Origin of the sequence: Caldimonas brevitalea (assembly GCF_001017435.1) — a bacterium.
GTDB classification, from domain to species: Bacteria; Pseudomonadota; Gammaproteobacteria; order Burkholderiales; family Burkholderiaceae_C; genus Caldimonas; species Caldimonas brevitalea.
The window spans coordinates 4,484,603-4,510,029 of sequence record NZ_CP011371.1; the positions used below are offsets into that span (position 1 = coordinate 4,484,603).

The following is a 25,427-nucleotide window of genomic DNA, read 5'->3' on the forward strand; positions in this document are numbered from 1 at the left end:
CAGACTCCGCGGCGCCCAGGCTCAGTCCGACTCGCCGGCCGATTCGGGCGCGCTCTCCCCGCCCGTGTCGGCCGCCCCACCTTCTTCGCCGGTCGGCTTGCGCCGGCGGCGGCGGCGCTTCTTGGCCGGCGCGGCGCCTTCGGCCTGGCCGCGCGCGCCGCTGCTGCTGCTGCGGCGCGTTTGCTCCTGCTCGCGCGCCTGGTCGACCAGATCGCGGCGTTCGTCGGCGTCGGCCAACGAAAAATCTTCCCACCAACGGGCCAGTTCGGCGTCGATCTCGCCCGCGTCCGCGCGCAGCCGCAAAAAGTCGAACCCGGCCCGGAAACGCGGCTGCTCGACCAGCACCGACGGCCCGTTGCCCGAGCGCTTCTCGAAGCGCGGCTGCATCATCCAAATCTCGCGCATGTCGGCGGCCAGCTTGCCGCGGCCCGAGATGTCGCCGATGCGGGCGTCGAACACCTCGTCGATCGCCGCTTGCAGCGACGGGAAGGGATGTTCACCCTGCTGGCGTCGGCGGGCCCAGCCGTCGAGCACGTCGTGCCACAGCATGCAGGCCAGCATGAAGCTGGGCGCGACCGGCTTGCCTTCGGCCACCCGGCGGTCGGTGTCGGCCAAGGCGAGCTGCACGAACTTCTCGCGCCCGTCGTGGCGCTGCTGCTCGTCGAGCACCACGTCCAGGATGGGGAACACACCGCGGTGCAGCCCTTCCTTGCGCAGCTGTTCCAGCGAGGCCAGCGCGTGGCCGGTCTGCAGCAGCTTGATCATCTCGTCGAACATGCGCGACTGCGGCACGTTGTCGAGCAGGTCGGCCATGCGCTTGATCGGCTCGCGCGTCTTGGGCTCGATGTCGAACCCCAGCTTGGCCGCGAACCGCACCACACGGATGATGCGCACCGGGTCTTCGCGGTAGCGCGTTTCCGGGTCGCCGATCATGCGCAGCACACGCTGCTTGGCGTCGCGGATGCCGTGGTGGTAGTCGACCACGATCTCGGTCTGAGGGTCGTAGTACATGCCGTTGACGGTGAAGTCCCGGCGGGCCGCGTCTTCGATCTGGGGCCCCCAGACGTTGTCGCGCAGCACCCGGCCACTGGCGTCGACCACATGGGTCTTGCCCACCAGGTCGGCCTTGGAGGTCTTCTCGTTGCCTTCGACCTGCTGCGCCGCGGCGTTGTCGAGGTAGGCGCGGAAGGTCGACACCTCGATCACCTCGTGCTCGCGGCCGCGGCCGAACACCACGTGCACGATGCGAAAGCGCCGCCCGATGATGAAGGCGCGCTTGAACAGGGCCTTCACCTCCTCCGGCGTGGCGTTGGTGGCGACGTCGAAATCTTTCGGCCGCAAGCCGAGGATCAGGTCGCGCACCGCACCGCCGACGATGTAGGCCTCGTGGCCCCCGTCCTTGAGCGTCTGCACCACCTTCATTGCCCGGTCGTCCACCAGCGAGCGATCGATGCCGTGCTCGCTTTTCGGCACTTCGACACGTTTGCCGATCTGGTGCCCGGCCTTGTCTGGCTTGGCCGCGCCCGCCGGGGCGGTCTTGCCGAGCAGCCTATCGATGAATTTCTTGATCATTGAACAGTTTCAGGATGCGCCAGCCGCGCTGTTCCGCCGTTTGTTGCAGCGCGGGAGAGGGGTTGGTGGCCACCGGATCGTTGGCACGTTCCAGCAGCGGCAGGTCGTTGGGAGAGTCGCTGTAGAACGTGGTGCGCCCGAAGTCTTCCCAACGCGCCCCGAGCGACTGCAACCACTGGTCGACCCTCGTGATCTTGCCCGCCTGGTAGGACGGCACCCCAAGGATCCCTCCCGTGATGTTACCGGACGCGTCGCGTTCGAGTTGCAGTGCCAGCAGGTGCTCGACGCCGAACGCCGCCGCGATGGGGGCCGTGACGAACTCGTTTGTCGCGGTCACGATCGCGACCAGATCCCCCTGCGCCTGGTGACGGCGCACCAGGTCGACGGCGGGCGGCAGGACGCGGGGCTGCACCACCTCGGCCAGGAACTTCTGCTGGGCCCAGGCCTGCTCGGCAGCGCTGCGGCCGCGCCACGGCGCGGTGGTGAAACGAATGTAGGCCTCGACGTCGAGCCGCCCGGCCAGGTACTGGGCATAGAAGGCATCGTTGCCGCGCCGGAACTCCTGCGCGTCGGCCCAGCCGATCTGCACCATGAACTCGCCGAAGGCATGGTCGGAGTCAATCGGCAGCAGGGTGTGGTCGAGGTCGAACAAGCACAGGTTGCGAGGGCCCGGGCGCACCGTCGTCATTGCCGCTCCTCGGCCAGCATCTGCTTCAGCAGCGGCACCGTCACCGCGCGCTGGGCGGCCAGCGCGAAGCGGTCGAGCCGGTCGAGCAGGCCCATCAGGCTGCCGAGGTCACGCGAAAATCGAGTCAACAAATAGCTCATCACATCGTCCGAAAGAAAGATGCCCCGGCGGTCGGCCGCCTGCCGCAGCACGGCTCGGCAATCGCTTTCCGAAAGCGGCTGCAGGTGGAACACATGGCCCCAGCCGAGGCGGGTGCGCAGGTCGTCGCGCAGCGGCAGGTCTACCGGCGGCCAGCGCCCGGCCGAGGCGATCAACTGCCCGTGGGTGGTGGCCTGCACAAACAGCGCAAAGGCGCGCTGCTGCTGGTCGGGGCCGTAGCGCTCACTATCGTCGAGCACCAGCAAACGCCAAGTGTCGTCGAAATCCATCTCCGGCGACGCGCCAGCGTCGTACCAGCCGACCCGCCCGCCGAGCGCCTTCACTTCCAGCGCGAGGCTCTGCAGCAAATGGGTCTTGCCGGCGCCGGCCTCGCCCCACAGGTAGACCGGCGCCGGCCGTTGGTGCGAGTTCAAAGCATGCAGGTGGGCGACCACCGCGGCGTTCGGGCCGGGAAAGTAGTTGTCGAAACTGTGTGGCTCGTCGGGCCCCAGCCCCAGCGGTATCTGCCTCATGTCGCCCGCCGTTCGGGACCGCACCACGAGGACCGGCAGGTGTCGACCGGCCGGCCTGTCACCGCGCGCTGAGGCACGGCGTCGCCAGCGACAGCCGACGGCCGCGGCGCGGCGCGGCGCCGCAGGGGCAGACCTGGTTTTGGCGCAGTGCAGAGGGTCATGGGGCAATGAAAGAAGCCGCGTCGCGGGACGAGGCCGGTAAAATCGCGCAAATTCTATAGGCCGGCCGTTTTGCCCCGGCATCCTGAACATGTCCAACACTCCTTTGTCCTACCGCGATGCCGGCGTCGACATCGACGCCGGCGACGCCCTGGTCGACCGCATCAAGCCCCTCGCCAAGCGCACGCTGCGCGAAGGTGTGCTGGGCGGCATCGGCGGCTTCGGCGCCCTGTTCGAAGTGCCCAAGCGCTACAAGGAGCCGGTGCTGGTCAGCGGCACCGACGGTGTGGGCACCAAGCTGAAACTCGCGTTCGAATGGGGCCGGCACGACACGGTGGGCATCGACCTGGTGGCCATGAGCGTCAACGACGTGCTGGTGCAAGGCGCCGAGCCGCTGTTCTTCCTCGACTACTTCGCCTGCGGCAAACTCGACGTCGACACCGCGGCTCGCGTGGTGGGCGGCATCGCCCGCGGCTGCGAAGAATCGGGTTGCGCCTTGATCGGCGGCGAGACCGCCGAGATGCCCGGCATGTACCCTCCCGGTGAATACGACCTGGCCGGCTTCTGCGTCGGGGCCGTCGAGAAGAGCGGCATCATCGACGGGCGCAGCATCGTCCCCGGTGACGTCGTGCTGGGCCTCGCCTCCAGCGGCGTGCACTCCAATGGCTATTCGCTGGTGCGCAAGATCGTCGAACGCTCCGGCGACGCCCTGCCCGAGACGCTCGACGGCCAGCCCTTCCGCGACCGTGTGATGGCGCCCACCCGGCTCTACGTGAAGCCGGTGCTCGCGACGCTGCAGGCGGTGCGGGTCAAAGGCATGGCCCACATCACCGGCGGCGGTCTGGTCGAGAACATCCCGCGCTGCCTGCCGGCCGCGACCAAGGCGGTGCTCGATGGCACCGCTTGGCCGCGCCCCGAATTGTTCAGCTGGCTGCAACGCGAAGGCGGCGTGCTGGAGAGCGAGATGCACCGCACCTTCAACTGCGGCATCGGCTTCGTGCTGATCGTCGCCGCCGAGGATGCGCAACGTGCGACCGAGGTGCTGCAGGCCCAGGGCGAAAGCGTCTACCGCATCGGCCGGATCGAGCCGCGCCAGGGCGACGAGCACCAGACCCAGGTGGCCTGAGCGGCCTGCCGCAAGAGCGCCCACTGACGCGGGCGCTCACCCTCCCACCATCAGTGCAGCCGCGGCGGCCCGGTGCGTCGCAGTTCTTCGAGGCGGTCGGCCATTGCCAGGCGATCGTCGGCTTCGTCGGCCTGGTGGACGTAGGCCGCCAGATCCGAGATCGCTTCGTCGCGCCGGCCCAACTCCGCATAGGCCAGGCCGCGATCGCGCCGCTCCTCCAGCGCGTGCGGCAGCAAGATCACCAGACGTTGCGCGATCGCCAGCAAGTGCGGCCAGTCTTCGCGCGCGCGGTAGATCTCCTTCAGGTTGCGCAGCATGCGGGCCACCACTTCGCGCGGCGTGGCCGATTGCAAAAACAAGCCGAGCGGCACGTCGAATTCGCCCACCAGGCCCTGCTGGCGCTTGTAGGGGTCGAGCCGCTCGTCCAGCTCTTCGCGTGACAGTGACGCACCCGAAAACGGGTCCATCACGACCTCACCTTGCGGCATCTTCAGCTTGACGAGAAAGTGGCCCGGGAACGACACCCCGCGCGCCGTCAGCCCGACCTGACCCGCCAGCTCGATGTACAGGATCGCAAGCGAAATCGGGATGCCGCGCCGCGTGCGCAGCACTTCGTTGAGGCAGCTGTTGTGCGGGTCGTAGTAGTCGTTGACGTTGCCGCCGAAGCCCAGCTCTTGGAAGAAGTAGCGGTTGAGCATGCGCAGACGCTGCATCGGCGAAGCGTCGGCCGCCAGCCGGCGGGCGAGCCGCTCGCCCAGAGCGTCGATCTCGGCCAGGGCGGCCTGCATGTCGAGGTCGGGGAACTCATCCTGCGCCAGCGACAAGGCCACCTCGGTGAGCGAGAAGCTGGCATCGTCGGCGACGAGCGAAGAAAAATACTCGATGGCGGAGGGGACCGCGAAGTGCATACCCGCAGTGTAGTCCTCCCTGCCGCGGCGGTTCAAACCGCGGTGTCGAACGCGGGCGAGGCGCACCGACACTGCCGGCGCAAGGCCGGCCCGGTCGCGGTCGTGTGCTTTCCCTACCCCCGCCTCACGAACTGGCGCACACGCAGGCCCAGCAGCATCAACACCGCGAAATACAGCGCGCCGGCGGCGCCGACGGCCAGCGCCATCCAGCCCGCACGCCACCACGGTGAGGCGCCCAATGCGACCCAATCCAGGGTGTACGCCAGATACGCGAGCCCGCCCCCCAGCAGCGCCGAGGCGAACCCCACGCGGGCGAGAAAAGCCCACCACCCGGGCGCGGGCTGGTAGGAGCCGCGCCGCTTCAGCCCCCACAACAACCAGCTCGCGTTGACCAAGGCGGCCAGGCCGATCGACAAGGCCAGGCCGGCATGCCCGATCCACGGCACGAACACGAGGTTCATCAGCTGCGTGAGACACAACACGACGACGGCGATCTTGACCGGCGTGCGGATGTCCTGCTTCGCATAGAAGCCCGGCGCCAGCACCTTGACCGCGATCAGCCCCAGCAGGCCGACACCGTATCCCATCAGCGCGACCACGGTTTGCTGCACGTCGCGCGGCGTGAAGGCGCCGCGGTGGTACAGCACCGCGACCAGCGGCTCGGCAAACACCACCAGCGCCACCGCGCACGGCAAGGCCAGCAGCACGACCAGGCGCAAGCCCCAGTCGAGCAGATCTGAATAACGCGCATCGTCGCCCAGCGCGCGCGCCGACGACAGCTGAGGCAGCAGCACGACACCCAGCGCCACGCCCAGCAAGCCGGTGGGGAACTCCATCAGCCGGTCGGCATAGGTCAGCCACGAGACGCTCCCCGGGCCGAGGTGCGAGGCGATCTGGGTGTTGATCAGCAGCGAGAGCTGCGCGACCGACACGCCCAGCAACGCCGGCGCCATCTGGCGCAAGACGCGGTGCACGCCGGGATGGCGCCAGGCGGCCGAGGGTTTGCGCAGCCGGGGCAGCATGCCGATGCGAGCCAGCGCCGGGAACTGCACGCCCAACTGCAGCAGGCCACCCACCACAACACCGGCGGCCATCGCATAGATCGGCTCGATGTCGTACACGGCGAAACGCGGCGCCAGCCAGGCGGCCGCGGCGATCATCGCGACGTTCAGCAGCACCGGCGTCGCGGCCGGGACGACAAAGCGCTTCCAGGTGTTCAGAATGCCCGCCGCCAGCGCCACCAGCGACATGAACCCGATGTAGGGGAACATGAAGCGGGTCATCACCACCGCGGCGTCATACCCCTGCGGTGTGCTGCGCAGGCCCGCCGCCATCAGCCAGACCAGCACCGGCGCGCCGACCACCCCTAGCACGCAGGTGACAACCAGGGCCCAGAACAACACGGTGGCGACCGCGTCGACCAGATCGCGCGTCGCGGCGTCGCCGTCGCGGGCCCGCGTCTCGGCCAGGATGGGCACAAACGCCGCCGAGAAAGCGCCTTCGGCAAACAAGCGGCGCAGCAGATTCGGAATGCGGAACGCGACGTTGAAGGCGTCGGTCCAGGCGCTGGCGCCGAAACTGGCCGCGATCAGCAGTTCGCGCACCAACCCGGTGACGCGTGACGCGAGGGTGAACAGCGAGACGGTGGAGGCGGCGCGTAGCAGGTTCATGGCAAGCGGCCGCCCGGCTGAAGGCAGCGCGGGCGGCCGGGACGTGGAAAACGCGGGATTATAGAAAGCACCCACTCGCGCTCTTGCCACACCTTTGCCTTGACATCCGAGAAACTGCTATACTCTTCGTCTTTCGTCTATGCCACCCGGGGCCTATCGATCAGGCCCAGCTCAACCGGAAAGCACCCGCATGGCCACCTCTTCCAAAGCCAAGAAGACCGTTCGCATCGCGTCGGGCCGCAAGCGCGCCCGCCAAGACGTCAAGCTGAACGCCGCGAACACCGCACTTCGCTCCAAATTCCGCACGGTCATCAAGAACGTGCAAAAAGCCGTGGTTGCCGGCGACAAGGCCAAGGCAACCGAGCTGTATACCAGCGCCCAGAAGGTCATCGACTCGGTGGCCGACAAGGGTCTGTTCCACAAGAACAAGGCCGCTCGCCACAAGAGCCGCCTGTCTTCCGCCATCAAGGCGCTGTCCGCCTGATACGGCAGACCGGGCTGGCACAGACCAAGGGGTCCGCATCGCGGGCCCTTTTTCATGAAGGGCTCGCATCGCGGGCCCTTTTGCATTGCGCCGTCGTCATCGACGGGCGGGCGCCGCCTCAGCAAGCGCGTCAGGCCTTCTTGGCGCCGTCAGGCAGCAAACAGGCCTCCGCCACCTGCAGGTTGTTGTCGCGCGCGAAATTCATCACGAAGTCCCACGCCATCGGCTCGATCGAGCGCACCGCTTCGTTCACGACCACACACTTGATGCCGTTGACCACCATCGGCACGCAGTAGGGCGAATAGCTGATGTGGCCGCCACGACGCGCGACGCCGTCCGGCCTGAAACACGACATGACCCCGGCCAGCCGTTCGGCCCAGTCGCTGGGGCGGAAGGTGCGGCCGTCTTGAGTGATCCCCTGTATGAAGATCTCGCGGGGTTTGGCTGTCGTCATGCGGTGGTGACAGGTGAAAAGTCGCTTGTGGCGGGGAGCGCGAAGTGTAGTGGGCCGCCGCGCGGTATCCGTCGGTGGGAACGGTATCTTATTAAAGAGTTCCTGAGTAACGGCATAGACCGGGCATAGACCGCTCACATGGCCGACATAGCGCGGCATGGGCAAAGGCCGAGGCCCAAGATCGTCCTTCCTAGTCGCCCTTCCTAGACGACGCTCCTATGATGGCAGGTCACGCTGTCAGTTTGCTTTCCATGCCCGCACGTGCGGGCCTATAGAATGAAATCCCAACGCGGAGTTGGGCCTCGCTGGTGCACGGCAGGCTGCCTCCGCGATTTTCGTTTTTGGAGCGAGCCCGCGATGAACGCACCCGACCAATCGATGCACCCTCAAACCCACGTGATGAACACCTACGGCCGCCTGCCGATCGCGCTGTCGCACGGCCGAGGCTGCTGGGTCTGGGACACCGAAGGGCGCAAGTACCTCGACGCGCTGGGCGGCATTGCCGTCAACACGCTGGGGCATGGCCATCCCAAGCTGGTGCCTGCCCTGCAGGACCAGGTAGCCAAGCTGATCCACTGTTCCAACTACTACCAGAACCCGCTGCAAGAGCAACTGGGCGCCAAGCTGGCGGAGTTGTCCGGCCTGAGCAATGCCTTCTTCTGCAACAGCGGGCTGGAAGCCAACGAAGGCGCGATCAAGATCGCGCGCAAGTATGGCCACGACAAGGGCATCGACCTGCCCGAGATCGTCGTCTACGAAAAGGCCTTCCACGGCCGCTCCATCGCCACGCTCTCGGCCACCGGCAACACCAAGGTGCAAAAAGGCTTCGAGCCCCTGGTGACCGGGTTCGTGCGGGTGCCGTTGAACGATGTGGCGGCACTCGAGGAAATCGCCCGGACGCGGCCCAACGTGGTGGCGGTGTTTCTCGAGACCATCCAGGGTGAAGGCGGCGTCAACCCAGCCCGCGCCGACTACCTGCAGGCGGTGCGCCGGCTGTGCGACGAACGCGACTGGCTGCTGATGATCGACGAAGTGCAGTGCGGCCTCGGGCGCACCGGCAAATGGTTCGCACACCAATGGGCCGGCATCAAGCCCGACGTGATGCCGCTGGCCAAGGGCCTCGGCTCGGGCGTGCCGGTCGGTGCCATCGTGGCCGGGCCCAAGGCCGCGGGCGTGCTGCAGCCGGGCAACCACGGCACCACCTTCGGCGGCAACCCGCTGGCGATGCGGGCCGGCGTCGAGACGCTGCGCATCATGGAAGAGGAAGGTCTGCTGAAGAACGCTGCCGATGTGGGCGCCGTGTTGCGCTCGGGGCTGGAGCGTGAACTGTCGGGCGTCGCCGGCGTGCAGGAAATCCGTGGCCAGGGCCTGATGCTGGGCATCGAGCTCGACCGGCCCTGCGGCGTGTTGCTGAACCGCGCAATGGAGGCCGGCTTGCTGATCAGCGTGACGGCCGACAAGGTGATCCGCCTGGTGCCGCCGTTGATCCTGAGTGCGGCCGAGGCCGAGCAGATCGTGGCCACCCTGTGCCCGCTGATCAAGCAGTTCCTGGCCGAGCCAGCGGCTTGAGGAGTCTGCGATGAAGCCCGGACACTCGCTGATCAGGCACTACCTGCAGTTCAAGGACTTCCGCGCCGAGGAATACGCCTATCTGTTCGACCGCGCCGCCATCATCAAGCAGCGCTTCAAGAACTACGAGAAGTACACGCCGTTGAGCGACCGCACGCTGGCGATGATCTTCGAGAAGGCGTCGACACGCACTCGCGTCAGCTTCGAAGCGGGCATGTACCAGATGGGCGGCTCGGTGGTGCACCTGACCACCGGCGACAGCCAGCTCGGCCGCGCCGAGCCGGTCGAAGACAGCGCCCGCGTGATCTCCCGCATGGTCGACCTGGTGATGATCCGCACCTATGAGCAGGCCAAGCTGGATGCTTTCGCGGCGCATTCGCGGGTGCCGGTGATCAACGGCCTGACCAACGAGTTCCACCCCTGCCAGATCCTGGCCGACATCTTCACCTACATCGAGCACCGCGGCTCGATCGAGGGCAAGACGGTGGCCTGGGTCGGCGACGGCAACAACATGGCCAACACCTGGCTGCAAGCCGCCGAAGTGCTGGGCTTCAAGGTGCATGTCAGCACGCCGACCGGCTACGAGGTCGATCCGCATCTCGCCGGCATCGACGACCGCCGCTGCTACCAGACCTTCCGCAACCCGATGGATGCCTGCCGTGACGCCGACCTGGTCACGACCGACGTCTGGACCAGCATGGGCTTCGAGGCCGAAAACGAAACGCGCAAGAAGGCGTTTGCCGACTGGTGTGTCGACGCCGAGATGATGGCGGCGGCCAAGCCGGGCGCGCTGTTCATGCACTGCCTGCCAGCGCACCGCGGCGAAGAAGTCGCCGCCGACGTGATCGACGGCCCGCAATCGGTGGTCTGGGACGAGGCCGAAAACCGCATGCACGTCCAAAAGGCCTTGATGGAGTATTTGCTGCTCGGCCGCATCGGCTGAGCAGCCGCCCGCCTGCCGCCCGACGGCGGCGGGCACCCGCGCCGCTCAGCCGCGCGCGCGGTACTCCGAGAAGATGCCCAGTTCGACGTGCCGCTCGACCTGCAGCAGTCCGTTGCCGGCGAGCGTGCGCAACACGTCGGCCGGGGCCGCGCAGGCCTCGATGGTGTCCCAGTAGTAACGCCACAGCATCGGTGTGGCCGGCGCACGCGAGACGACCCGGGCCAGCAAAGGCACGACGCCCCGCATGTAGGCCTTCAGCAGCGCATTCGACAGCCGCCCCTCGGCGCGCGTGATCTCGAGGATCAGCAGCGTGCCACCCGGGCGCAGCACACGCCGGAATTCGGCAAACGCCGCCGACAGGTCGGCGATGTGCCGCAAGGCGTAGCCCATGACGATGAAATCGGCACTCGCATCGGGCAGCGGGAGCGCTTCGGCGCGCCCCTCTCGGCACACCACCTCGGGCGGCAATGCCGCCTCGCGCATCATCCCCGGGCTCGGGTCGACGCCCACCAGGCGCTGGGGCTGCCCGGTCACCCGCAGGATCTCGCGCGACACCAGCCCGGTCCCCATGCCGACGTCCACCACGTCCATGCCCGGCCGCAAGCCGGCCCGCTGCAAGGCCTGGCGGCGGTACCAGGAGCCGGTGCCGAGACCGAGGATACGTTCAAGCCGGTTGTAATCGACCGCGGTGTCGTCGAAGGTGCGGCGCAGAAAACGCTCGCGCTCCTCGCTGTCGCCGCTCGGGTAATAGTCGGGCAGTGGCCGGTGCGGCAGGTGCACCAGCGAGTCTGAAGCCGGGGGGGTGGGGGGGTTCGCCATGGCGCTCGCTCCGTGGGCGCACGGTCTCGGCGCCCTTTTTGAGCCGGTCATGGTACTCCTTCACATTCCCCCTAAGGAGCGGGAGATCCTGAATGGTAGCGTTTGGTAAACTCCTTCAGATGATCGCCGATGCGGCCGCCGGTCACATCCTTCGCCCGGCCCGGTCCGTTGCACCCACCGGAAAAGGTGCTCGCGCGATGTGCTGCCGCCGTCCCAGCCGAGGCTCGGACCCGGGCGTCGGCCACCCGACAACGCCCGAGGGGGGCGACACAACAAACGCCACGAGACAGGACAGGCAAGCATGACTTCTGCCGACGAGAATTTGCAGCGGGAGGTCGCGACGCTCCTGGTTGAAAGCCTCAACCTCGAGATCGCCCCCGAGGCCATCGATCCGCACGCGGCGCTGTATGGCGAAGGACTGGGCCTGGATTCCATCGACATCCTCGAACTCGCCCTGGTCGTCTCGAAACGGTACGGCTTCCAGTTGCGCTCGGACGATGAGAACAACGCCCGCATCTTCGCGTCGCTCGCCAGCCTGACCGAGCACATCGCGGGACACCGCACGCTCTGACCATGGAAACGCGCGTCCGCTACCTGCTGGCAGCGGCTGGTGGCTTGGCCTATGCGGTCGTGTCACACCAGTTGATGACGCGCGCGCCAAACCAACCGCTGGTACCGCTGGCGCTGTTGGGGCCGTTTCTGATCTGGTGGATCATCAGCCTGTGGCGCAACGGCAAGATCGCCTCCGCCTGCGCCGTCGGCGCCTTTGCGGCGGGCCTCGCGGCGCTGGTCGGCTGGGGCAATGCGGTATCGCCGCAAACCTTGTACCTCGGGCAGCATGCCGGCATCCACCTCGGCCTCGGCCTGCTGTTCGGCAGTTCGCTGCGCCCCGGGCAGCAACCCTTCATCACCCGGATTGCCGAGCGGGTGCACCGCACCTTCCCACCGGTCATGCGGGTCTACACCCGGCAGGTGACGGTGGCGTGGACGGTCTATTTCGTCGTGATGGCCTCGCTGTCGCTGCTGCTGTACTGCTACGCGCCGTTCTCCGCCTGGTCGGTGTTCGCCAACTTGCTCACGCCTTTGTCGCTGGCCGCGATGTTCGCCGGCGAACACGTCCTGCGCTACCGGTTGCATCCCGACTTCGAACGGGTCGGCATCACCGAAGCGATCCGGGCCTACACCACCTACCAAGACGACGGGCGCACGTGAGCCGACACGACCTTCCCTTGCTTGGCGGCGACACCCTCGACGCGCCGCTCGCCTGGCGCCGTGGGCGCCCGATCAGCCGCGCCCACTATTTGCAGGACCTGCGCCGGGTCGCCGCCGCGCTGCCGGCGGCAGGCCCGGTGCTCGCGATGACCGGCGACCGTTACCGCTTTGCGCTGGCGCTCGGCGCGGCCCTGTTGCGCGGGCAAAGCAATCTGCTGCCGCCCAACCACACACCGGACACGGTCGCCCGGCTGCGTGACCTGTTTCCCGGCGCCTACGCCTTGGTCGAAAGCGGCGCGCCGGCCGTCGCACTGCCCCAGCACACCTTCCCCGAGCTGCTCGAGCCTGGCGACGTGCCCGGCGCCGTGCCGGCAAGCACCCCGGCCATCGCCGCCGACGCCGAGGTGGCCCACGTGCTCACCTCCGGCTCGACCGGCGCCCCCAGCGTGCACCCGAAACGCTGGGATCTCCTGGTCGAAAACATCAGTGCCGAAGCCGAACGCATCGCCGAACACCTGGGCCGGCCCGACCTGCGCGGTGTCACGCTAGTCGGCACGGTGCCGCCGCATCACATGTACGGCTTCGAATCGACCGTGCTGATCGCGATGCTCGGGGGCGCCGCCTTCACCGCCGAGCGGCCCTTCTTCCCGGCCGACATCGTGCAGGTGCTGCAACAGCTGCCGGGGCCGCGGGTGCTGGTCACCACACCGTTCCACCTGAAAACCCTGCTCGACGCCGGCCTCGACCTGCCCCCCGTCGACCTGTGCGTGTGTGCCACCGCCCCGCTGTCGCCGCAGATGGCGGCGCGGGCCGAAGCCGCGCTCGGTGCGCCCTTGATGGAGATCTACGGCTGCACGGAAGCCGGCCAGGTCGCCACGCGCCGCACCACCGAGGGGCCGGAATGGCGCACCTACCGTGGCCTGACGCTGCGCGGCGACGCCGAACGGGCGGTGGTGCAAGGCGGCCACGTGCCCCAACCGACGCCGTTGGCCGACGTGCTCGAGGTCGTGTCGCCGACACGCTTCCGGCTGCTCGGCCGCTCCAACGACCTGATCAACGTGGCCGGCAAGCGCAGTTCGCTGTCCCACCTCAACTACCACCTCAACAGCATCCCCGGCGTGCTCGACGGTGCCTTCTGGCTGCCGCCGGCGGCGCAGGTCGAGGATGTCGCGCGGCTGGTGGCCTTCGTGGTCGCCCCCGGCGTGACGCGCGAGCGCTTGCTGGCGGAACTGCGGCAGCGGGTCGACCCGGTGCTGCTGCCACGGCGCATCGTCCACCTCGACGCCTTGCCGCGCGACCCGACCGGCAAGCTGCCCGCGTCGCGGCTGGCCGCGCTGGCCGACAAATGGCTGGCGCGCGACACGGCGGCCGAACGCGCCTGACCCAGAACCGCCGCATCATGCCCAGCGTCTCCCTGCGCATTCCTGTCGACCACCCCAGCTTCGTCGGCCACTTTCCGGGCCAGCCGCTGCTGCCGGGCGTGGTGCTGCTCGCCGAAGTGCTGGAAGCCCTGCTGGGCGATCCGGAGATCGCCGTCCGGCTCGGCTCGGCGCCCCGCCTGGGCGCGGTGAAATTCCTCGCCCCTGTCGGCCCGGGGGCCGGCTTGCGCGTTGTCTGGGAGGCCGCCGGCGCGCGCGTGCGTTTCGACGTGCTGCGTCTCGATACCGACGTCGAGACGCCCGCGGCCACCGGACACTTCGAAGCTGGAGCAACACGCTGATGAACGGCAAGGCCGCCGCACGGGGGACTGATACCCCCGCCGACTCCCCCGCCGCCGCCGACTGGACGGCGCAGCGCGAGCGCAGCAACCTGCTCACGCTGCGGCTGATGGCCTGGATCGCCACCACGCTGGGCCGGCGTGTGGCGCGCGCCGTGCTGCATCCGATCACGCTGTATTTCCTGTGCTTCGGCGGCGCCGCCACGCGCCACTCGGCCGCCTATCTCGAGCGCGTGCTCGGGCGCCCACCCCGCTGGGCCGAGCGCTACCGCCACATTCACCATTTCGCCGCCACGGTGCTCGACCGCGTCTACCTGCTGCAGGAACGCTTCGACAACTTCCAGTTCGAGGTGCGCGGGGCCGAGCACCTCGACCCGGTGCTGGCCGAGGGCCAGGGTGCCCTGCTGGTCGGCGGCCACCTCGGCAGCTTCGAGGCGCTGCGCGCGCTCGGGCAGGGGCGCCATGGCGTGCGCGTGGCGATGCTGATGTACGAAGACAACGCGCGCCTCATCAACGCCACCTTGCACGCCATCGCGCCGAAGGCCGAGCTGCACACCATCGCCCTCGGCCGGCTCGACGCGATGCTGACGCTGCAGCAGTGGCTCGACGGCGGCGGTGTGGCCGGGCTGCTGGCTGACCGCACCTTGCCGGCGCAAGGACAGCGCTCGGGCGCCCAGTCGCTGCCGTTCCTGGGAGACCCCGCGGCCTTCTCGGACGGCCCGTTCCGACTCGCCGCGCTGCTGCGCCGCCCCATCGTGTTCATGGCCGGCCTCTACCACGGCGGCAACCGCTACGAACTGCGCTTCCTGCCGGTGGCCGACTTCCGCGACCGGCCGCGCGGCGCCGCACTCGACGCCGCCGTGCGCGACGCGATGGCGCGCTACGCCTCGATCCTCGAAGGCCTGTGCCGCGAATCGCCCTACAACTGGTTCAATTTCTTCGATTTCTGGGCGCCCCCCGCGGCCCCCGCCCCGACCCATGCCCCAACTGCCTCCCCTGCCCCGGCTGAAGACGGCGACCACGACGCCGAACGCCTTGCCGCCTGAGCGCAGCCGCCGTGCCGCCACGCTGCTGGCAGCGCTGTGCCTGGGCCTCGGCTTGGCGCTCGGCTCACCAGCGGCACGCGCGTCCACCCCGATCAACCTCGAGCAGTTGATGCGCACGCTGGCCGAGGTGAAGGCCGGCGAAGCCACCTTCACCGAACGCCGGCAGGTCGGCGAACTGCAGCAGACGCTGACGTCGTCGGGCCGTTTGTCGTTCAGCGCGCCCGACACCTTCGTGCGCGAAACCCTCAAGCCGCGGCCAGACCGGCTGGCGGTCACCGGCAACACCCTGACGATGAGCCAGGGCAGCCGCAGCCGCACCGTCGCCCTCGACAGCGCCCCTGAGGCGCAGGCCATCGTGGAGGCCGTGCGCGGCACGCTGACCGGCAACGCAGCGGTGCTGCAGCGCCACTTCACGACCGAGTTGGCCGGCACGCTGGACCGCTGGACGCTCGAACTGATCCCGAAGGAAGCACGTTTGCGCGGTCAGGTCGCACGCGTCACCGTGGCGGGCCAGCAGGCGGTGGTGCGCGAGTTGCGCATCCTGCTGAGCGACGGCGACCTGTCGGTGATGACGATCGAACCCGTGTCCCCGGGCGCGCGATGACACGCGCCCTGTGGCGCCGCCCGGCCCTCTGGGCCTGGCTCGCGTTGATGCTGCTGGGCGCGCTGGTCGCCAGCCGCACGCACTACGTCGCCGACCTGTCGGCCTTTTTGCCGCAGGCGCCCACCGGCGAACAGCGGGTGCTGCTCGAGCAGCTCAAGCGCGGCGGCACCGCCCGGGTGATGTTGATCGGCCTGCGCGGCGGTGACGCCGCGGTGCGTGCCGAAGGGTCGCGCACGCTGGCCGCGGCGCTGCGCCAGAGCGGCGAATTCGACGCCGTGCACAACGGCGACAACGCGGCCTGGGAAGCGGCCGGCCAGTTCCTGGTCGATCACCGCTATCTGCTCAGCCCCGCCGTCGATGCCCACCGCTTCACCGTGGACGGCCTGCGCGAAGGCCTGGCCGACACGGTTTCCCTGCTCGGCACCCCGACCGGCAGCCTGATCAAGCCGCTGCTGTGGCGCGACCCGACCGGCGAGACGGTGCGCATGGCCGAAGCCATGCTGCCGCCGGCCGCGCCGCGGGTCGAAAACGGCGTCTGGGTCTCGCGCACCGAGCCACGCGCCGTGCTGGTAGCCACCACCCGCGCCGAAGGCGCCGACCTGGACGGGCAGGAACGTGCCATCGCCGCCGTGCGCAAGGCCCATGCGCCGCTCGCCGCGCGCGGGCTGCAGCTCGAACTGTCCGGCCCCGGTGTGATGGGGGTGCAGTCGCGCAGCCAGATCCAGGGCGAAGTCGAACGCCTGGCCACGCTCGGCACGGTCGCCATGCTGGTGCTGCTGGTGGTGGCCTTCGGCTCGCTGCGCGCGGTCGGCATCGCGCTGTTACCGGTCGCCAGCGGCGTGTTGGCCGGCATCGCCGCGGTCAGCCTCGGTTTCGGTCAGGTGCACGGCATCACGCTCGGCTTCGGCACCACCTTGATCGGCGAGGCGGTCGACTACGCAATCTACTACCTGATCCAGGCCCGCCCGGCGCCCGGCGCGGCCCCCGGCACCGGGCACCTGGGCTGGCGGCAGCAGAGCTGGCCGACCGTGCGCCTGGGCCTGTGGACCTCCATCGCCGGCTTTGCCGCGCTGGCGTTCTCCGGCTTCACGGGGCTGGCCCAGTTGGGCGTGTTCTCGATCGCCGGGCTGGTTGCAGCGGTGCTGACCACCCGCTATCTGCTGCCGGCGCTGGCGCCGGACGGCGCTGCCGGCACCGGCCTGCGGCGCCCGCTGGGCCGCGCCGTCGCCACCCTGACGCTGTGGCTGCCGCGCCTGCGCTGGCCGCTGGCGGCCTTGTGCGCCGCGGCAGCGCTCGCGCTCGCGTTGCAACCCAGCGCCTGGCGCGGCACCCTGGCTGCGCTCAGCCCCGTCACCCCCGCCACGCTGCAGCTCGACGCCTCGCTGCGCGCCGATCTGGGCGCGCTCGAAGCCGGCACGCTGGTCGCCGTCGAGGCGCCGGACGAAGCACAAGCCCTGCTGCGCGCCGAACAGGCCGGGGCACGCCTGGCGGCATTGGTCGAGCAAGGCCGGCTGCTCGGCTACAGCTCGCCCGCCCAACTGTTGCCCAGCCCCGCGACCCAGGCGGCGCGCCAGGCCGCATTGCCCGACGCGCCGACCTTGCGCGCCCGGCTGGCCGAAGCGACCGAGGGCGGCCCGCTGCCGGCCGCACGGCTGCAGCCATTCATCGACGACGTGCAGGCCCAGCGCCGCGCCCCGTTGGTCACCCGCGCCGACCTCGCGGCAACGCCGCTCGCCAGCGCCCTGCAGGCCCAGCTGCTGCCCGGCCACGACGGTGGCCCGTGGATCGCGCTGCTGAGCTTGCAACTGCCCGCTCAGGGCGCGGCGACGGCGCAAGACTTGAGGGCCGCCCTGGCCGGCCTGCCCGACACCCGGGCGGTGCAGATCCAGGCCGAGTTGGACGCCCTCTACACCCACTACCTGCACGAGGCCACCTGGCAAGCCGCGCTGGGCGCCGTGGCCGTGCTGCTGCTGCTGTGGGCACATCTGCGCTCGGCCCGCCGCCTGCTGCAGGTGGCGCTGCCGCTGGCCGGCAGCGTGCTGCTGGTGCTCGCCGCGCTGTCGCTGGCCGGCACGGCCCTCGGGGTGCTGCACCTGGTCGGCCTGCTGCTGGTGGTCGCCGTCGGCTCGAACTACGCCTTGTTCTTCGATTACCTGCGCCATCACGGGCAGCCCGACACCGAAACCCTCGCCTCGCTGGCAATGGCCAACCTGACCACCGTGGTCTCGTTCGCGCTGCTCGCCAGCTCCGGCGTGCCGGCCCTGTCGGGCATCGGCGAGGTGGTTGCGCCCGGCGCCCTGCTGGCCCTCGTGCTCGCGGCGGCCTTCGTTGCCGCGCCGGGTGCCGTGGGCGCGAGCCGCCCACTGGCGGGACGCTCCTGACACCACCACAGTGGCTCACTGCTCGCTCACCTGCCCCGGCGCCCGGCAATTGTTGGCTCGGAACGACCCTTTTAGGGGGATCGCGAAACAACGGCCTATGGGAAAATCGGTCACCGCCGGTCCTTCCCGTCCCGCCGCCCGGCGGGCCGCCACCATAGGCGCTGCCGCCCGCCTTGCCACCGCAACATGAGCCCCACGCCGCCCTTGCCCCGCGCGACACGCTGGCCGCTGCCGACGTTCGTCAAGCTCACCCTCGTGTGCCACGCGCTGGCCGTGCTGCTGCTGTTGGCCCTCCCCTCGGCGTGGCGCTGGTCGGTCGGGCTGCTGCTGCTCAACCATGCCGCGATCACCGCCATCGGGCTGTGGCCCCGCTCGCACTGGCTGGGTGAGAACGTGACCCGTTTGCCGGCACCGGCCGTCGCGCGCGGCGAAGTGGCCCTGACCATCGACGACGGCCCTGACCCCGAGGTCACGCCGGCCGTGCTCGACCTGCTCGACGCCGCCGGCGCCCGGGCCACCTTCTTCTGCATCGCCGAACGGGCGGTCGCCCACCCCGAGCTGCTGCGCGAGATCGTGCGACGCGGCCACAGCGTGCAGAACCACACTCAGCGCCATGACCACCGCTTCTCGCTGCTCGGCACACGCGGCTACGTGCGCGAGATCGGCGCCGCACAGGCCAGCTTCGAACGCCTGACCGGCACCCGCCCCACGCTGTTCCGCGCCCCGGCCGGGCTGCGCAATCCCTTTTTGGCCCCGGTGCTGCACCGTCTGGGCCTGACCCTGGTGAGCTGGACCCGGCGCGGCTATGACACCCGCGAACGCGATCCCGAGCGTGTGCTGGCACGGTTGTGCCACGACCTGCGCGCCGGCGACATCCTGCTGCTGCACGACGGCAATGCCGCACGCACCCACGCCGGGCGCCCGGTGGTGCTGGAGGTCCTGCCGCGCCTGCTGCGCCGCTGCGCCGACGCCCACCTGCGCCTGGTGACACTGCCGCAGGCCCTCGAGACGCCACCGCTGCCGGCCCTGCCAGCCCGCTACGAGAGCTTGACCCCTTCGTGATGACCATCGTTTCCTCCGACGCGGCCTGGCGCCGCCTGCTCGACACGGCCAGCGCGCCCTACCGCGCCGCCGGTCGCTTCGCCTGGCATTTCGCCCGCGGCAAGCTGGGCATGGACCCGGTGTTCCGCCACCTGCTCAGCCAGGGGCAGATCCCGCCCGGCTCGCGCGTGCTCGACATCGGCTGCGGCCAGGGTTTGCTCGCCAGCCTGCTGCTGGCGGCCGGCGCCACCGAGCCGAGGCCCGAGCTGTGGCCCCAGGAGTGGCCAGCACCGCCGCGCGGCACCCGGGTCACCGGCATCGAGCTGATGTCGCGCGATGTCGAGCGCGCCCGCGCGGCCTTGGGCGCCGCCGGCGACGCGGCCCGCTTCGTCTGCGGCGACATGCGGCAGGCCGAGTTTCCGCCGTCCGACGTGGTGGTGATCCTCGACGTGCTGCACTACGTCAACCACGCCGAGCAGAACCGCGTGCTGGAGCGTGTGCGCGATGCGCTGTCGCCGGGCGGGCGTTTGCTGCTGCGGGTCGGCGATGCCGAGTCGCGGCGCGGCTTCGCGATCAGCCAGTGGGTCGACCGCCTGGTGACCTGGACCCGCGGCCACCGCGTGCCGCCCACCTTCGGCCGCCCGCTGGCCGCCTGGATCGCCCAGCTGCAGTCGCTCGGTTTCGACGTCGAGCCCCGGCCGATGAGCCAGGGCACACCCTTCGCCAACGTGCTGCTGGTGGCCCAGCGGCGCGCCGCCCCCGGAGCGCCCGCCTGATGAAACAACCCCTGGCCATCACCCACTACACGCTCACGACTGCGCTCGGCGCCGGCATTGCCGCGCACCGGGCCGCGCTCGAAAGCGGGCGCAGCGGCCTGGCCCCCTGTGCCTTCGCCGACGTCGACCTGCCAGGCTATGTGGGCGAGGTGGCGGGCGTCGATGCCGTGCAGCTGCCGCCCAGCCTGAATGAATTCGACTGCCGCAACAACCGGCTGGCCTGGCTGGCGCTGCAGCAGGACGGGTTTGCCGAAGCGGTGCAAGCGGCACGCTCCCGCTGGGGCGCCCACCGGGTGGCGGTGCTGGTGGGCACCAGCACCTCCGGCATCCTGCAGACCGAGCTGGCCTACCGCCGTCGTGGTGCCGACGGCGCGCTGCCGTCCGACTTTCATTACGAAGCGACCCACAACACCGGCTCGCTGGGGAGCTTCATCGGTGCGGCTTTTGGGCTGACCGGCCCGAGCATGGTGGTGTCGACCGCCTGCTCGTCGAGCGCCAAGGTGTTCGCCAGCGCGCGGCGTCTGCTCGAAGCCGGCTGGATCGATGCCGCCGTGGTGGGCGGCGTCGACAGCCTGTGCCTGACCACGCTGTACGGCTTCAACTCGCTCGAACTGTTCTCGGCCGACATCTGCCGACCCTGGGATGCACACCGCAAAGGCCTGTCGCTCGGCGAGGCCGCCGCTTACGCGCTGATCGAGCGCAACGCCGACAGCGCCCAGGGCTGGCTGCTGGGCAGCGGCGAAAGCAGCGACGGCCACCACATGAGTGCGCCGCATCCGGAAGGCGCAGGTGCCGTCGCCGCGATGCGCCAGGCGCTGGCCGAAGCCGGGCTGGCGCCGTCGCAGATCGACTACATCAACCTGCATGGCACCGCCACGCCAGGCAATGACGCCGCCGAGGACCGCGCGGTGTGCAGCGTGTTCGGCACCGAAACACCTTGCAGCTCAACCAAAGGCGCCACCGGCCACACCTTGGGGGCTGCCGGCGCGGTCGAGGCCGCGCTGTGCCTGATCGCCCTCGAACAGGGCTTGATGCCGGGCGGCTTGCATCTGCAGCAGCGCGACCCTGCGCTGCAGGCCCACTACCTGACCGAGAACCGCCATGCGCCGCTGCGCGCGGTGCTCAGCAATTCCTTCGGCTTCGGCGGCTCCAACGCCAGCCTGGTGCTGGGAGCCGCACGATGAGCGCGGTCAGCGTCAAGCTGCTGGGGATCGGGCTGATCGGTCCCGGGCTCACCGGCTGGGCGGCGGCGCGTGAGGTGCTGGCGGGGCAGACGGCCCATCTCAGCGCGCCCACCGCGGTGCCCTCGCCCCAGCGGCTGCCGGCCGCCGAGCGGCGCCGCGCCGGTGTGGCGATCAAGGTCGCCATGGCGGCAGCGGAAGAAGCCTGCGCCGACGCCGGGCTGGCGCCGCAGACGCTGCCCACCGTGTTCACCTCGTCGAGCGGCGACGGTGTCAACTGCCACACACTGTGCGAGGCCCTGGCCGGCAGCGACCGCCTGATCTCGCCCACCCGTTTCACCAACTCGGTCCACAACGCGGCCGCCGGCTATTGGCACATCGGGGTGGCCGGGCAGGCGCCTTCGACCAGCTTGTGCGCTTACGACGCCAGCTTCGGCGCGGGACTGGTGGAGGCCGTCACCCAGGTGCGGCAGCATGCGACGCCGCTGCTGCTGGTGGCCAGCGACACACCCTATCCGGAGCCCTTGCAGTCGGCGCGGCCCTTGCCCGACAGCTTCGGGCTCGGCCTGGTGTTCGGGCCTGCCGACGGCGCCGGCCTCACGCTGAGCGTCAACCTCGTGCCGGCCAACCCCGCCACCCGACCGACACCTTGCGCCGACCCCGGGCTCGAAGCGATGCGCCGTGCGCTGCCGAGCGCCCGCGCCCTGCCGCTGCTGGAGGCGGTCGCACGTGGCGGTGCCGTGGAGCAGGTGGTGTTGCTGGAGTACCAGGCCAGCTTGCACCTGCGCGTCGAAATCTCCGGTCAAGGCCCGACATGACCCAAGGCCCGAACGCGCCGACACTCGACCACCGCGGTATCGAGGCGCTGATCCCCCACCAGGGCCGCATGTGCTTGCTCGACGGTCTGCTGAGCTGGGACGCCGAGCGCATCGAGTGCCGTGCGCTCAGCCACCTCGACGCCGACAACCCCTTGCGCAGCGCCAGCGGCCTGTTGGCCACCGCGGCGATCGAATACGCCGCCCAGGCGATGGCACTGCATGGCTCGCTGCTGGCCCAGGCCGATGGTGGCGCTGCGAGCCCCGGCTTCCTGGCCAGTGCGCGTGGCGTGCAGTTGCACCGTCTGCGCCTCGACGACCTCGACGGCCCTCTGCAGGTGCAGGCCCTCCGCCAGGCCGGCGATGCGCGCCAGATCCTCTATGCCTTCACGGTGAGCGACGCCACCGGCGCCCCCGTGGCCGAGGGCCGCGCCGCGGTCGTGCTGGACACGCCGCTGGCAGCGCCTGTGGCCCCCTGAAGGCCATCCCCACCGCCAGGACACTGCGATGACCCTCCCCCTTGCCCAAAAGCGCGCCCTCGTCACCGGCGCCAGCGGAGAACTCGGCAGCGCGATCGCGCGGCGCTTGGCCCGCGAAGGTGCGCACGTGATCGTCCATGCCAACTCGCGGCTGGCCGCCGCGCAGGCCCTGGCCGCCGAGTTGGTCGACAGCGGCGGCTCGGCCGAGGCGGTCGCCTTCGACGTGACCGACCGCGGCGCCGCGCACACGGCCATCGAAGCCTTGTTGCAGGCCGGCCCGGTGCAGATCGTCGTCAACAACGCCGGTCAGCACGACGATGCGGTGTTCCCGGCCTTGCGCGAAGAGCAGTGGAGCCGTGTCATCGACATCTCGCTGAACGGCTTTTTCAACGTCACGCAGCCGCTGATGATGCCGATGATCCGCACCCGCTGGGGCCGGGTCATCAACATCTCGTCGGTTGCCGGCATCGCCGGCAACCGCGGGCAGGTCAACTACGCGGCAGCCAAAGGCGCCATCAACAGCGCCACCAAGGCGCTGTCGCTCGAGGTCGCGAGCCGCGGCATCACGGTCAATGCGGTGGCGCCCGGCATCATCGCCTCGCCGATGGCCGACGCCGTGTTCGACGCCAAGACCATCCAGCAACTGGTGCCCGCCAAACGCGCCGGCACGCCCGACGAGGTCGCGGCCCTGGTCGCCTTTCTCGCCGGCCCGGAAGCCGGCTACATCACGGGACAGATCCTGTCCATCAACGGGGGCATGGTCTGATGCGCCGCGCTTCGGCACGCCAGCGGCCGAAGCACTCCTGTTCTTGACGCTGCAGCCGGGGGGCCGCCCTCGCGCCCCCGGTGCACGGCACAAAACACACGATACCGACAACATCTTCAACGACCGGAGGGGTCTCTCACATGCATCAAAAAACACCGTCGCGCCGACTGCTGGGTCCGGCCTTCCTGCTCGCCGCCACGCTGGGCGCCGGCTGTGCCAACCAGCCGTCGAACACGTCTGCGGCGCCCGCCGACAGTGGTGCGACCACGCCGGCGGGGAAGCCCGCCTCGGGCGCTCAGGCGACCGTCAAGCCCGGCACGCCGGCGGCGGCGGCAGGCAAGGCTGCTGCGGGGATGAACAGCCAGGGAGAGGTGGTCGACTCGTCCAAGGTCGAAGCCGGCCAGGGGCGCAAGGTCAAGGGTTTGAACGACTGGGAAGGCGAGATCACCGGCAAGCCCGCGCCGCGCAGCAAGTTCACCAAGCTGCAAATCGGCATGACGATGCGCCAGGCGGTCAACATCGCCGGCCAGCCGAGCGACGAAGGCGCCTACATCACCGGCAAGGCCTGGATTCCGTTCTATTTCGGCGGCGACCGTCACCGCTACGAGATGGTCTACAAGGGCCAGGGACGGCTGGTGTTCGCCGGCGGATCGCTGGGCGACTACACCGGCGGCAACCTGATCTGGATCATCCACAACGCCAACGAGCCGGGCACCCGCTGAGGTGATGCCCCTCGCCGGGCCGGCCCTGCGCATCGCCGCGGGTGCCGGCCTGCCTGCGGGGCTAGTGACGGGCCACTAGGGTTGGAACGGCGGACGCCGGCGCACCCGGCGCAGCGCCAGCAGTGGCAAGCGCAGCAAGAACTCGAGCATCAGCCGGGTGTGCATCCAGGTCAGCAGCACGTTGTCGCGTCCGTAGCGGAAATGCGAAACGCCGCCCTCCTCGGCCTTCAGGTACTTGACCGGCGCGTCGAGGTTGACCGGTTTCACGCCCCGCCACGCCAGGCGCACCACCGCTTCGGTGTCGAAGTCGAAGCGGCGCATCCACGGCTGGCCCTGCATCACCGCGATCAACTCGGCGATCGGATAGACACGAAAGCCGTAGAGCGAATCGCCGATGCCGGCCCCCAGCGTTTCGAGGTTGGTCCACCAGTTGGAAACACGCCGCCCGCGCACGCGCAGCAAGGGCGCGCTGGCGTCGAAGACCGGACGCCCCAGCACCATCGTGTCGGGCCGCTCGGCCGAGGCCTGCATGAAGTGGGGAATCAGCTCGGCCGGATGTTGCCCGTCCGAATCCATCGTCAACGCGTGGGTGTAGCCCTCGGCCAGGGCGGCGTGCAGCCCGAGCAGCACGGCCGCGCCCTTGCCGCGGTTTTGCGGCAGCAGCAGCACGCGCAGCCGCTGGTCTTCGGCCGCCAGGCGTTGCAGCCCTTCGGCGGTGCCGTCGGTGCTGCCGTCGACCACTACCCACACGTCGTGCCACTGGGCGAGCGCCGCGCGCACGGTTTCGTAGACCTTGGGGCCGGTGTTGTAGCTGGGGATCAGCACCAGGTGCCGGGCGGCGGTCATTGCGTCACCTCCTCCGTGCTGTGCACCGCGGTGCGAGCGCCTTCGGACGGCCGCACCACGCTCAGCTCCCGCCTGAAATAGTCCTCCAGCTCGGCCAGGGCGGCTGCATGGTCGGCACGCGGCTCGAAGCGCTGCCCCAGCCGCACCTTGAAGACGATGGGCAACTGCGGCAGGCGCCAGATCGGCCAGCCCTTGCCGAGGTAGGGCGTGTCGGTTTCGATGAACACGGTCTGGATCGGGACGCGGGCCTTGTGGGCGATCATCGTGATGCCGGGGCGGAAGGCGTTCAGCGGCCGCCGCTCGGTGCGCGTGCCCTCGGGGAACAACACCAGCTGGCCGCCCTCCTGCAGGCTCGCGATGGAGCGGCGCACCAGTTTGCGCGGCGAATCGTTGCGGATGTAGCGCGCCAGGCGCGCCCCCGCTCCCAGGAACACATTGCGCATCAGCGAGGCCTTCATGATGCAGACGCTGCGCGGCAAGCGGGCCACGATCAGCAGCGCATCGAGCATGGTGGGGTGGTTGGCGGCGATGATCAAGCCGCCCGGCTCGTCCCGCAAGGCGTCGAGCGTGCTCGCGTCGATGCGCATCAGGCCGCTGGCCCGCGCGCAGGCCCAGTACCAGCGATAGGCGTAGGCGATGGCGGCGCGGCCGATCACCCGGCCACGTTCGCGCGGCAACAACGGATACAGCACGAACGCCACCGTGTTCCAGCTCAGCGACAGCAGGCCCAGGCACAGCAGCAGCAGGTACAGCCAGGCAGTGAGCAGCACGTGCATGA

27 protein-coding genes are annotated in these 25,427 nt (G+C 69.8%); 18 read left to right on the forward strand and 9 right to left on the reverse strand.

Annotated features, from left to right (window positions below):
- Positions 1–21 precede the first annotated feature (21 nt).
- From pcnB to hda, 3 genes are read right to left on the reverse strand one after another with little or no spacing between them, the layout of a single operon-like run.
- Positions 22–1,572 carry a polynucleotide adenylyltransferase PcnB gene (gene pcnB, locus AAW51_RS18755; RefSeq protein WP_047195821.1) on the reverse strand — a complete coding sequence of 517 codons (1,551 nt, stop codon included), beginning with the start codon at positions 1,570–1,572 and terminating at the stop codon, positions 22–24.
- Positions 1,550–2,260 carry a histidinol-phosphatase gene (locus tag AAW51_RS18760; RefSeq protein WP_047195822.1) on the reverse strand — a complete coding sequence of 237 codons (711 nt, stop codon included), beginning with the start codon at positions 2,258–2,260 and terminating at the stop codon, positions 1,550–1,552. The genes pcnB and AAW51_RS18760 overlap by 23 nt, the downstream gene beginning before the upstream one ends.
- Entirely contained in the window at positions 2,257–2,931 is a 675-nt protein-coding gene (gene hda / locus AAW51_RS18765) for a DnaA regulatory inactivator Hda (protein WP_047195823.1), read from the reverse strand. Before hda ends, AAW51_RS18760 begins: the two co-directional genes overlap by 4 nt.
- 250 nt (positions 2,932–3,181) lie before the next feature.
- On the opposite strand from hda, the gene purM reads away from it, so the two are divergent.
- Positions 3,182–4,216: a phosphoribosylformylglycinamidine cyclo-ligase gene (gene purM / locus AAW51_RS18770; protein WP_047195824.1), complete on the forward strand. Its 1,035-nt coding sequence runs from the start codon at positions 3,182–3,184 to the stop codon at positions 4,214–4,216.
- 50 nt (positions 4,217–4,266) lie between these two features.
- On the opposite strand, the gene AAW51_RS18775 is transcribed toward purM, so the two are convergent.
- Positions 4,267–5,124, reverse strand: a complete 858-nt coding sequence (locus tag AAW51_RS18775; RefSeq protein ID WP_047195825.1) for a SirB1 family protein — start codon at positions 5,122–5,124, stop codon at positions 4,267–4,269.
- 113 nt (positions 5,125–5,237) lie between these two features.
- The gene (gene murJ / locus AAW51_RS18780) at positions 5,238–6,794 is read right to left on the reverse strand and encodes a murein biosynthesis integral membrane protein MurJ (RefSeq protein ID WP_047195826.1); all 1,557 of its coding nucleotides are present in this window, start codon (positions 6,792–6,794) and stop codon (positions 5,238–5,240) included.
- Positions 6,795–6,984: 190 nt separating this feature from the next.
- Here murJ and rpsT point away from each other — a divergent pair, with 190 nt between their 5' ends.
- Positions 6,985–7,278, forward strand: a complete 294-nt coding sequence (gene rpsT / locus AAW51_RS18785) for a 30S ribosomal protein S20 (RefSeq protein ID WP_047195827.1) — start codon at positions 6,985–6,987, stop codon at positions 7,276–7,278.
- A gap of 130 nt (positions 7,279–7,408) precedes the next feature.
- On the opposite strand, the gene AAW51_RS18790 is transcribed toward rpsT, so the two are convergent.
- The gene (locus AAW51_RS18790) at positions 7,409–7,732 is read right to left on the reverse strand and encodes a DUF3579 domain-containing protein (protein WP_047195828.1); all 324 of its coding nucleotides are present in this window, start codon (positions 7,730–7,732) and stop codon (positions 7,409–7,411) included.
- 357 nt (positions 7,733–8,089) lie between these two features.
- Between AAW51_RS18790 and AAW51_RS18795 the strand changes: the two genes are divergently transcribed.
- Positions 8,090–9,301 carry an aspartate aminotransferase family protein gene (locus AAW51_RS18795; protein WP_047195829.1) on the forward strand — a complete coding sequence of 404 codons (1,212 nt, stop codon included), beginning with the start codon at positions 8,090–8,092 and terminating at the stop codon, positions 9,299–9,301.
- 10 nt (positions 9,302–9,311) lie between these two features.
- Positions 9,312–10,244 carry an ornithine carbamoyltransferase gene (gene argF / locus AAW51_RS18800; RefSeq protein WP_047195830.1) on the forward strand — a complete coding sequence of 311 codons (933 nt, stop codon included), beginning with the start codon at positions 9,312–9,314 and terminating at the stop codon, positions 10,242–10,244.
- A gap of 45 nt (positions 10,245–10,289) precedes the next feature.
- Here argF and AAW51_RS18805 read toward each other — a convergent pair whose 3' ends face one another.
- A complete protein-coding gene (locus AAW51_RS18805; RefSeq protein WP_047195831.1) occupies positions 10,290–11,063 on the reverse strand; it encodes a class I SAM-dependent methyltransferase in 774 nt (257 codons plus the stop codon).
- A gap of 301 nt (positions 11,064–11,364) precedes the next feature.
- Here AAW51_RS18805 and AAW51_RS18810 point away from each other — a divergent pair, with 301 nt between their 5' ends.
- From AAW51_RS18810 to AAW51_RS30930, 14 genes are all read left to right on the forward strand, one after another.
- A complete protein-coding gene (locus AAW51_RS18810; RefSeq protein WP_047195832.1) occupies positions 11,365–11,634 on the forward strand; it encodes a phosphopantetheine-binding protein in 270 nt (89 codons plus the stop codon).
- Between the two features lie 2 nt (positions 11,635–11,636).
- Positions 11,637–12,275, forward strand: a complete 639-nt coding sequence (locus AAW51_RS18815) for a COG4648 family protein (RefSeq protein WP_047195833.1) — start codon at positions 11,637–11,639, stop codon at positions 12,273–12,275.
- Positions 12,272–13,657, forward strand: coding sequence for an AMP-binding protein (locus AAW51_RS18820; protein ID WP_047195834.1), 1,386 nt, complete (start codon positions 12,272–12,274; stop codon positions 13,655–13,657). Before AAW51_RS18815 ends, AAW51_RS18820 begins: the two co-directional genes overlap by 4 nt.
- A gap of 17 nt (positions 13,658–13,674) precedes the next feature.
- Entirely contained in the window at positions 13,675–13,995 is a 321-nt protein-coding gene (locus AAW51_RS30925; protein ID WP_047198027.1) for an ApeI family dehydratase, read from the forward strand.
- The gene (locus AAW51_RS18830) at positions 13,995–15,038 is read left to right on the forward strand and encodes an LpxL/LpxP family acyltransferase (RefSeq protein ID WP_047195835.1); all 1,044 of its coding nucleotides are present in this window, start codon (positions 13,995–13,997) and stop codon (positions 15,036–15,038) included. Before AAW51_RS30925 ends, AAW51_RS18830 begins: the two co-directional genes overlap by 1 nt.
- Positions 14,971–15,642 (forward strand): outer membrane lipoprotein carrier protein LolA, encoded by a 672-nt coding sequence (locus AAW51_RS18835; protein WP_157359960.1) that lies wholly within the window; start codon positions 14,971–14,973, stop codon positions 15,640–15,642. The genes AAW51_RS18830 and AAW51_RS18835 overlap by 68 nt, the downstream gene beginning before the upstream one ends.
- Positions 15,639–18,023: an MMPL family transporter gene (locus AAW51_RS18840; RefSeq protein ID WP_047195836.1), complete on the forward strand. Its 2,385-nt coding sequence runs from the start codon at positions 15,639–15,641 to the stop codon at positions 18,021–18,023. Before AAW51_RS18835 ends, AAW51_RS18840 begins: the two co-directional genes overlap by 4 nt.
- 186 nt (positions 18,024–18,209) lie before the next feature.
- Positions 18,210–19,085, forward strand: a complete 876-nt coding sequence (locus AAW51_RS18845) for a polysaccharide deacetylase family protein (RefSeq protein ID WP_047195837.1) — start codon at positions 18,210–18,212, stop codon at positions 19,083–19,085.
- Positions 19,085–19,840 carry an SAM-dependent methyltransferase gene (locus AAW51_RS18850; protein WP_047195838.1) on the forward strand — a complete coding sequence of 252 codons (756 nt, stop codon included), beginning with the start codon at positions 19,085–19,087 and terminating at the stop codon, positions 19,838–19,840. Before AAW51_RS18845 ends, AAW51_RS18850 begins: the two co-directional genes overlap by 1 nt.
- Positions 19,840–21,024: a beta-ketoacyl-[acyl-carrier-protein] synthase family protein gene (locus AAW51_RS18855; RefSeq protein ID WP_047195839.1), complete on the forward strand. Its 1,185-nt coding sequence runs from the start codon at positions 19,840–19,842 to the stop codon at positions 21,022–21,024. Before AAW51_RS18850 ends, AAW51_RS18855 begins: the two co-directional genes overlap by 1 nt.
- Positions 21,021–21,839, forward strand: coding sequence for a beta-ketoacyl synthase chain length factor (locus tag AAW51_RS18860; RefSeq protein WP_047195840.1), 819 nt, complete (start codon positions 21,021–21,023; stop codon positions 21,837–21,839). The genes AAW51_RS18855 and AAW51_RS18860 overlap by 4 nt, the downstream gene beginning before the upstream one ends.
- Positions 21,836–22,315: a hotdog family protein gene (locus tag AAW51_RS18865; protein WP_047195841.1), complete on the forward strand. Its 480-nt coding sequence runs from the start codon at positions 21,836–21,838 to the stop codon at positions 22,313–22,315. The genes AAW51_RS18860 and AAW51_RS18865 overlap by 4 nt, the downstream gene beginning before the upstream one ends.
- Before the next feature lie 28 nt (positions 22,316–22,343).
- Entirely contained in the window at positions 22,344–23,081 is a 738-nt protein-coding gene (gene fabG / locus AAW51_RS18870; protein ID WP_047195842.1) for a 3-oxoacyl-ACP reductase FabG, read from the forward strand.
- A gap of 140 nt (positions 23,082–23,221) precedes the next feature.
- Positions 23,222–23,803, forward strand: a complete 582-nt coding sequence (locus AAW51_RS30930; protein WP_238947632.1) for a hypothetical protein — start codon at positions 23,222–23,224, stop codon at positions 23,801–23,803.
- Between the two features lie 75 nt (positions 23,804–23,878).
- On the opposite strand, the gene AAW51_RS18880 is transcribed toward AAW51_RS30930, so the two are convergent.
- Together AAW51_RS18880 and AAW51_RS18885 are read right to left on the reverse strand one after the other, a co-directional pair.
- Positions 23,879–24,649, reverse strand: coding sequence for a glycosyltransferase family 2 protein (locus AAW51_RS18880; RefSeq protein WP_047195843.1), 771 nt, complete (start codon positions 24,647–24,649; stop codon positions 23,879–23,881).
- A complete protein-coding gene (locus AAW51_RS18885) occupies positions 24,646–25,425 on the reverse strand; it encodes a lysophospholipid acyltransferase family protein (RefSeq protein WP_047195844.1) in 780 nt (259 codons plus the stop codon). Before AAW51_RS18885 ends, AAW51_RS18880 begins: the two co-directional genes overlap by 4 nt.
- Positions 25,426–25,427 lie beyond the last annotated feature (2 nt).

Bases quoted from the DNA above. Each gene is read 5' to 3' on its own strand.
- AAW51_RS18840 (WP_047195836.1), top strand. From the start codon at position 15,639: ATGACACGCGCCCTGTGGCGCCGCCCGGCCCTCTGGGCCTGGCTCGCG.
- AAW51_RS18815 (WP_047195833.1), top strand. From the start codon at position 11,637: ATGGAAACGCGCGTCCGCTACCTGCTGGCAGCGGCTGGTGGCTTGGCC.
- rpsT (WP_047195827.1), top strand. From the start codon at position 6,985: ATGGCCACCTCTTCCAAAGCCAAGAAGACCGTTCGCATCGCGTCGGGC.
- AAW51_RS18835 (WP_157359960.1), top strand. From the start codon at position 14,971: ATGCCCCAACTGCCTCCCCTGCCCCGGCTGAAGACGGCGACCACGACG.
- purM (WP_047195824.1), top strand. From the start codon at position 3,182: ATGTCCAACACTCCTTTGTCCTACCGCGATGCCGGCGTCGACATCGAC.
- AAW51_RS18795 (WP_047195829.1), top strand. From the start codon at position 8,090: ATGAACGCACCCGACCAATCGATGCACCCTCAAACCCACGTGATGAAC.
- AAW51_RS30930 (WP_238947632.1), top strand. From the start codon at position 23,222: ATGCATCAAAAAACACCGTCGCGCCGACTGCTGGGTCCGGCCTTCCTG.
- AAW51_RS18760 (WP_047195822.1), bottom strand. From the start codon at position 2,260: ATGACGACGGTGCGCCCGGGCCCTCGCAACCTGTGCTTGTTCGACCTC.
- AAW51_RS18830 (WP_047195835.1), top strand. From the start codon at position 13,995: ATGAACGGCAAGGCCGCCGCACGGGGGACTGATACCCCCGCCGACTCC.
- AAW51_RS18790 (WP_047195828.1), bottom strand. From the start codon at position 7,732: ATGACGACAGCCAAACCCCGCGAGATCTTCATACAGGGGATCACTCAA.
- murJ (WP_047195826.1), bottom strand. From the start codon at position 6,794: ATGAACCTGCTACGCGCCGCCTCCACCGTCTCGCTGTTCACCCTCGCG.
- AAW51_RS18810 (WP_047195832.1), top strand. From the start codon at position 11,365: ATGACTTCTGCCGACGAGAATTTGCAGCGGGAGGTCGCGACGCTCCTG.
- AAW51_RS18880 (WP_047195843.1), bottom strand. From the start codon at position 24,649: ATGACCGCCGCCCGGCACCTGGTGCTGATCCCCAGCTACAACACCGGC.
- AAW51_RS18805 (WP_047195831.1), bottom strand. From the start codon at position 11,063: ATGGCGAACCCCCCCACCCCCCCGGCTTCAGACTCGCTGGTGCACCTG.
- AAW51_RS18885 (WP_047195844.1), bottom strand. From the start codon at position 25,425: ATGCACGTGCTGCTCACTGCCTGGCTGTACCTGCTGCTGCTGTGCCTG.
- AAW51_RS18855 (WP_047195839.1), top strand. From the start codon at position 19,840: ATGAAACAACCCCTGGCCATCACCCACTACACGCTCACGACTGCGCTC.
- AAW51_RS18860 (WP_047195840.1), top strand. From the start codon at position 21,021: ATGAGCGCGGTCAGCGTCAAGCTGCTGGGGATCGGGCTGATCGGTCCC.
- AAW51_RS30925 (WP_047198027.1), top strand. From the start codon at position 13,675: ATGCCCAGCGTCTCCCTGCGCATTCCTGTCGACCACCCCAGCTTCGTC.
- AAW51_RS18865 (WP_047195841.1), top strand. From the start codon at position 21,836: ATGACCCAAGGCCCGAACGCGCCGACACTCGACCACCGCGGTATCGAG.
- AAW51_RS18850 (WP_047195838.1), top strand. From the start codon at position 19,085: ATGACCATCGTTTCCTCCGACGCGGCCTGGCGCCGCCTGCTCGACACG.
- AAW51_RS18845 (WP_047195837.1), top strand. From the start codon at position 18,210: ATGAGCCCCACGCCGCCCTTGCCCCGCGCGACACGCTGGCCGCTGCCG.
- hda (WP_047195823.1), bottom strand. From the start codon at position 2,931: ATGAGGCAGATACCGCTGGGGCTGGGGCCCGACGAGCCACACAGTTTC.
- fabG (WP_047195842.1), top strand. From the start codon at position 22,344: ATGACCCTCCCCCTTGCCCAAAAGCGCGCCCTCGTCACCGGCGCCAGC.
- AAW51_RS18775 (WP_047195825.1), bottom strand. From the start codon at position 5,124: ATGCACTTCGCGGTCCCCTCCGCCATCGAGTATTTTTCTTCGCTCGTC.
- pcnB (WP_047195821.1), bottom strand. From the start codon at position 1,572: ATGATCAAGAAATTCATCGATAGGCTGCTCGGCAAGACCGCCCCGGCG.
- argF (WP_047195830.1), top strand. From the start codon at position 9,312: ATGAAGCCCGGACACTCGCTGATCAGGCACTACCTGCAGTTCAAGGAC.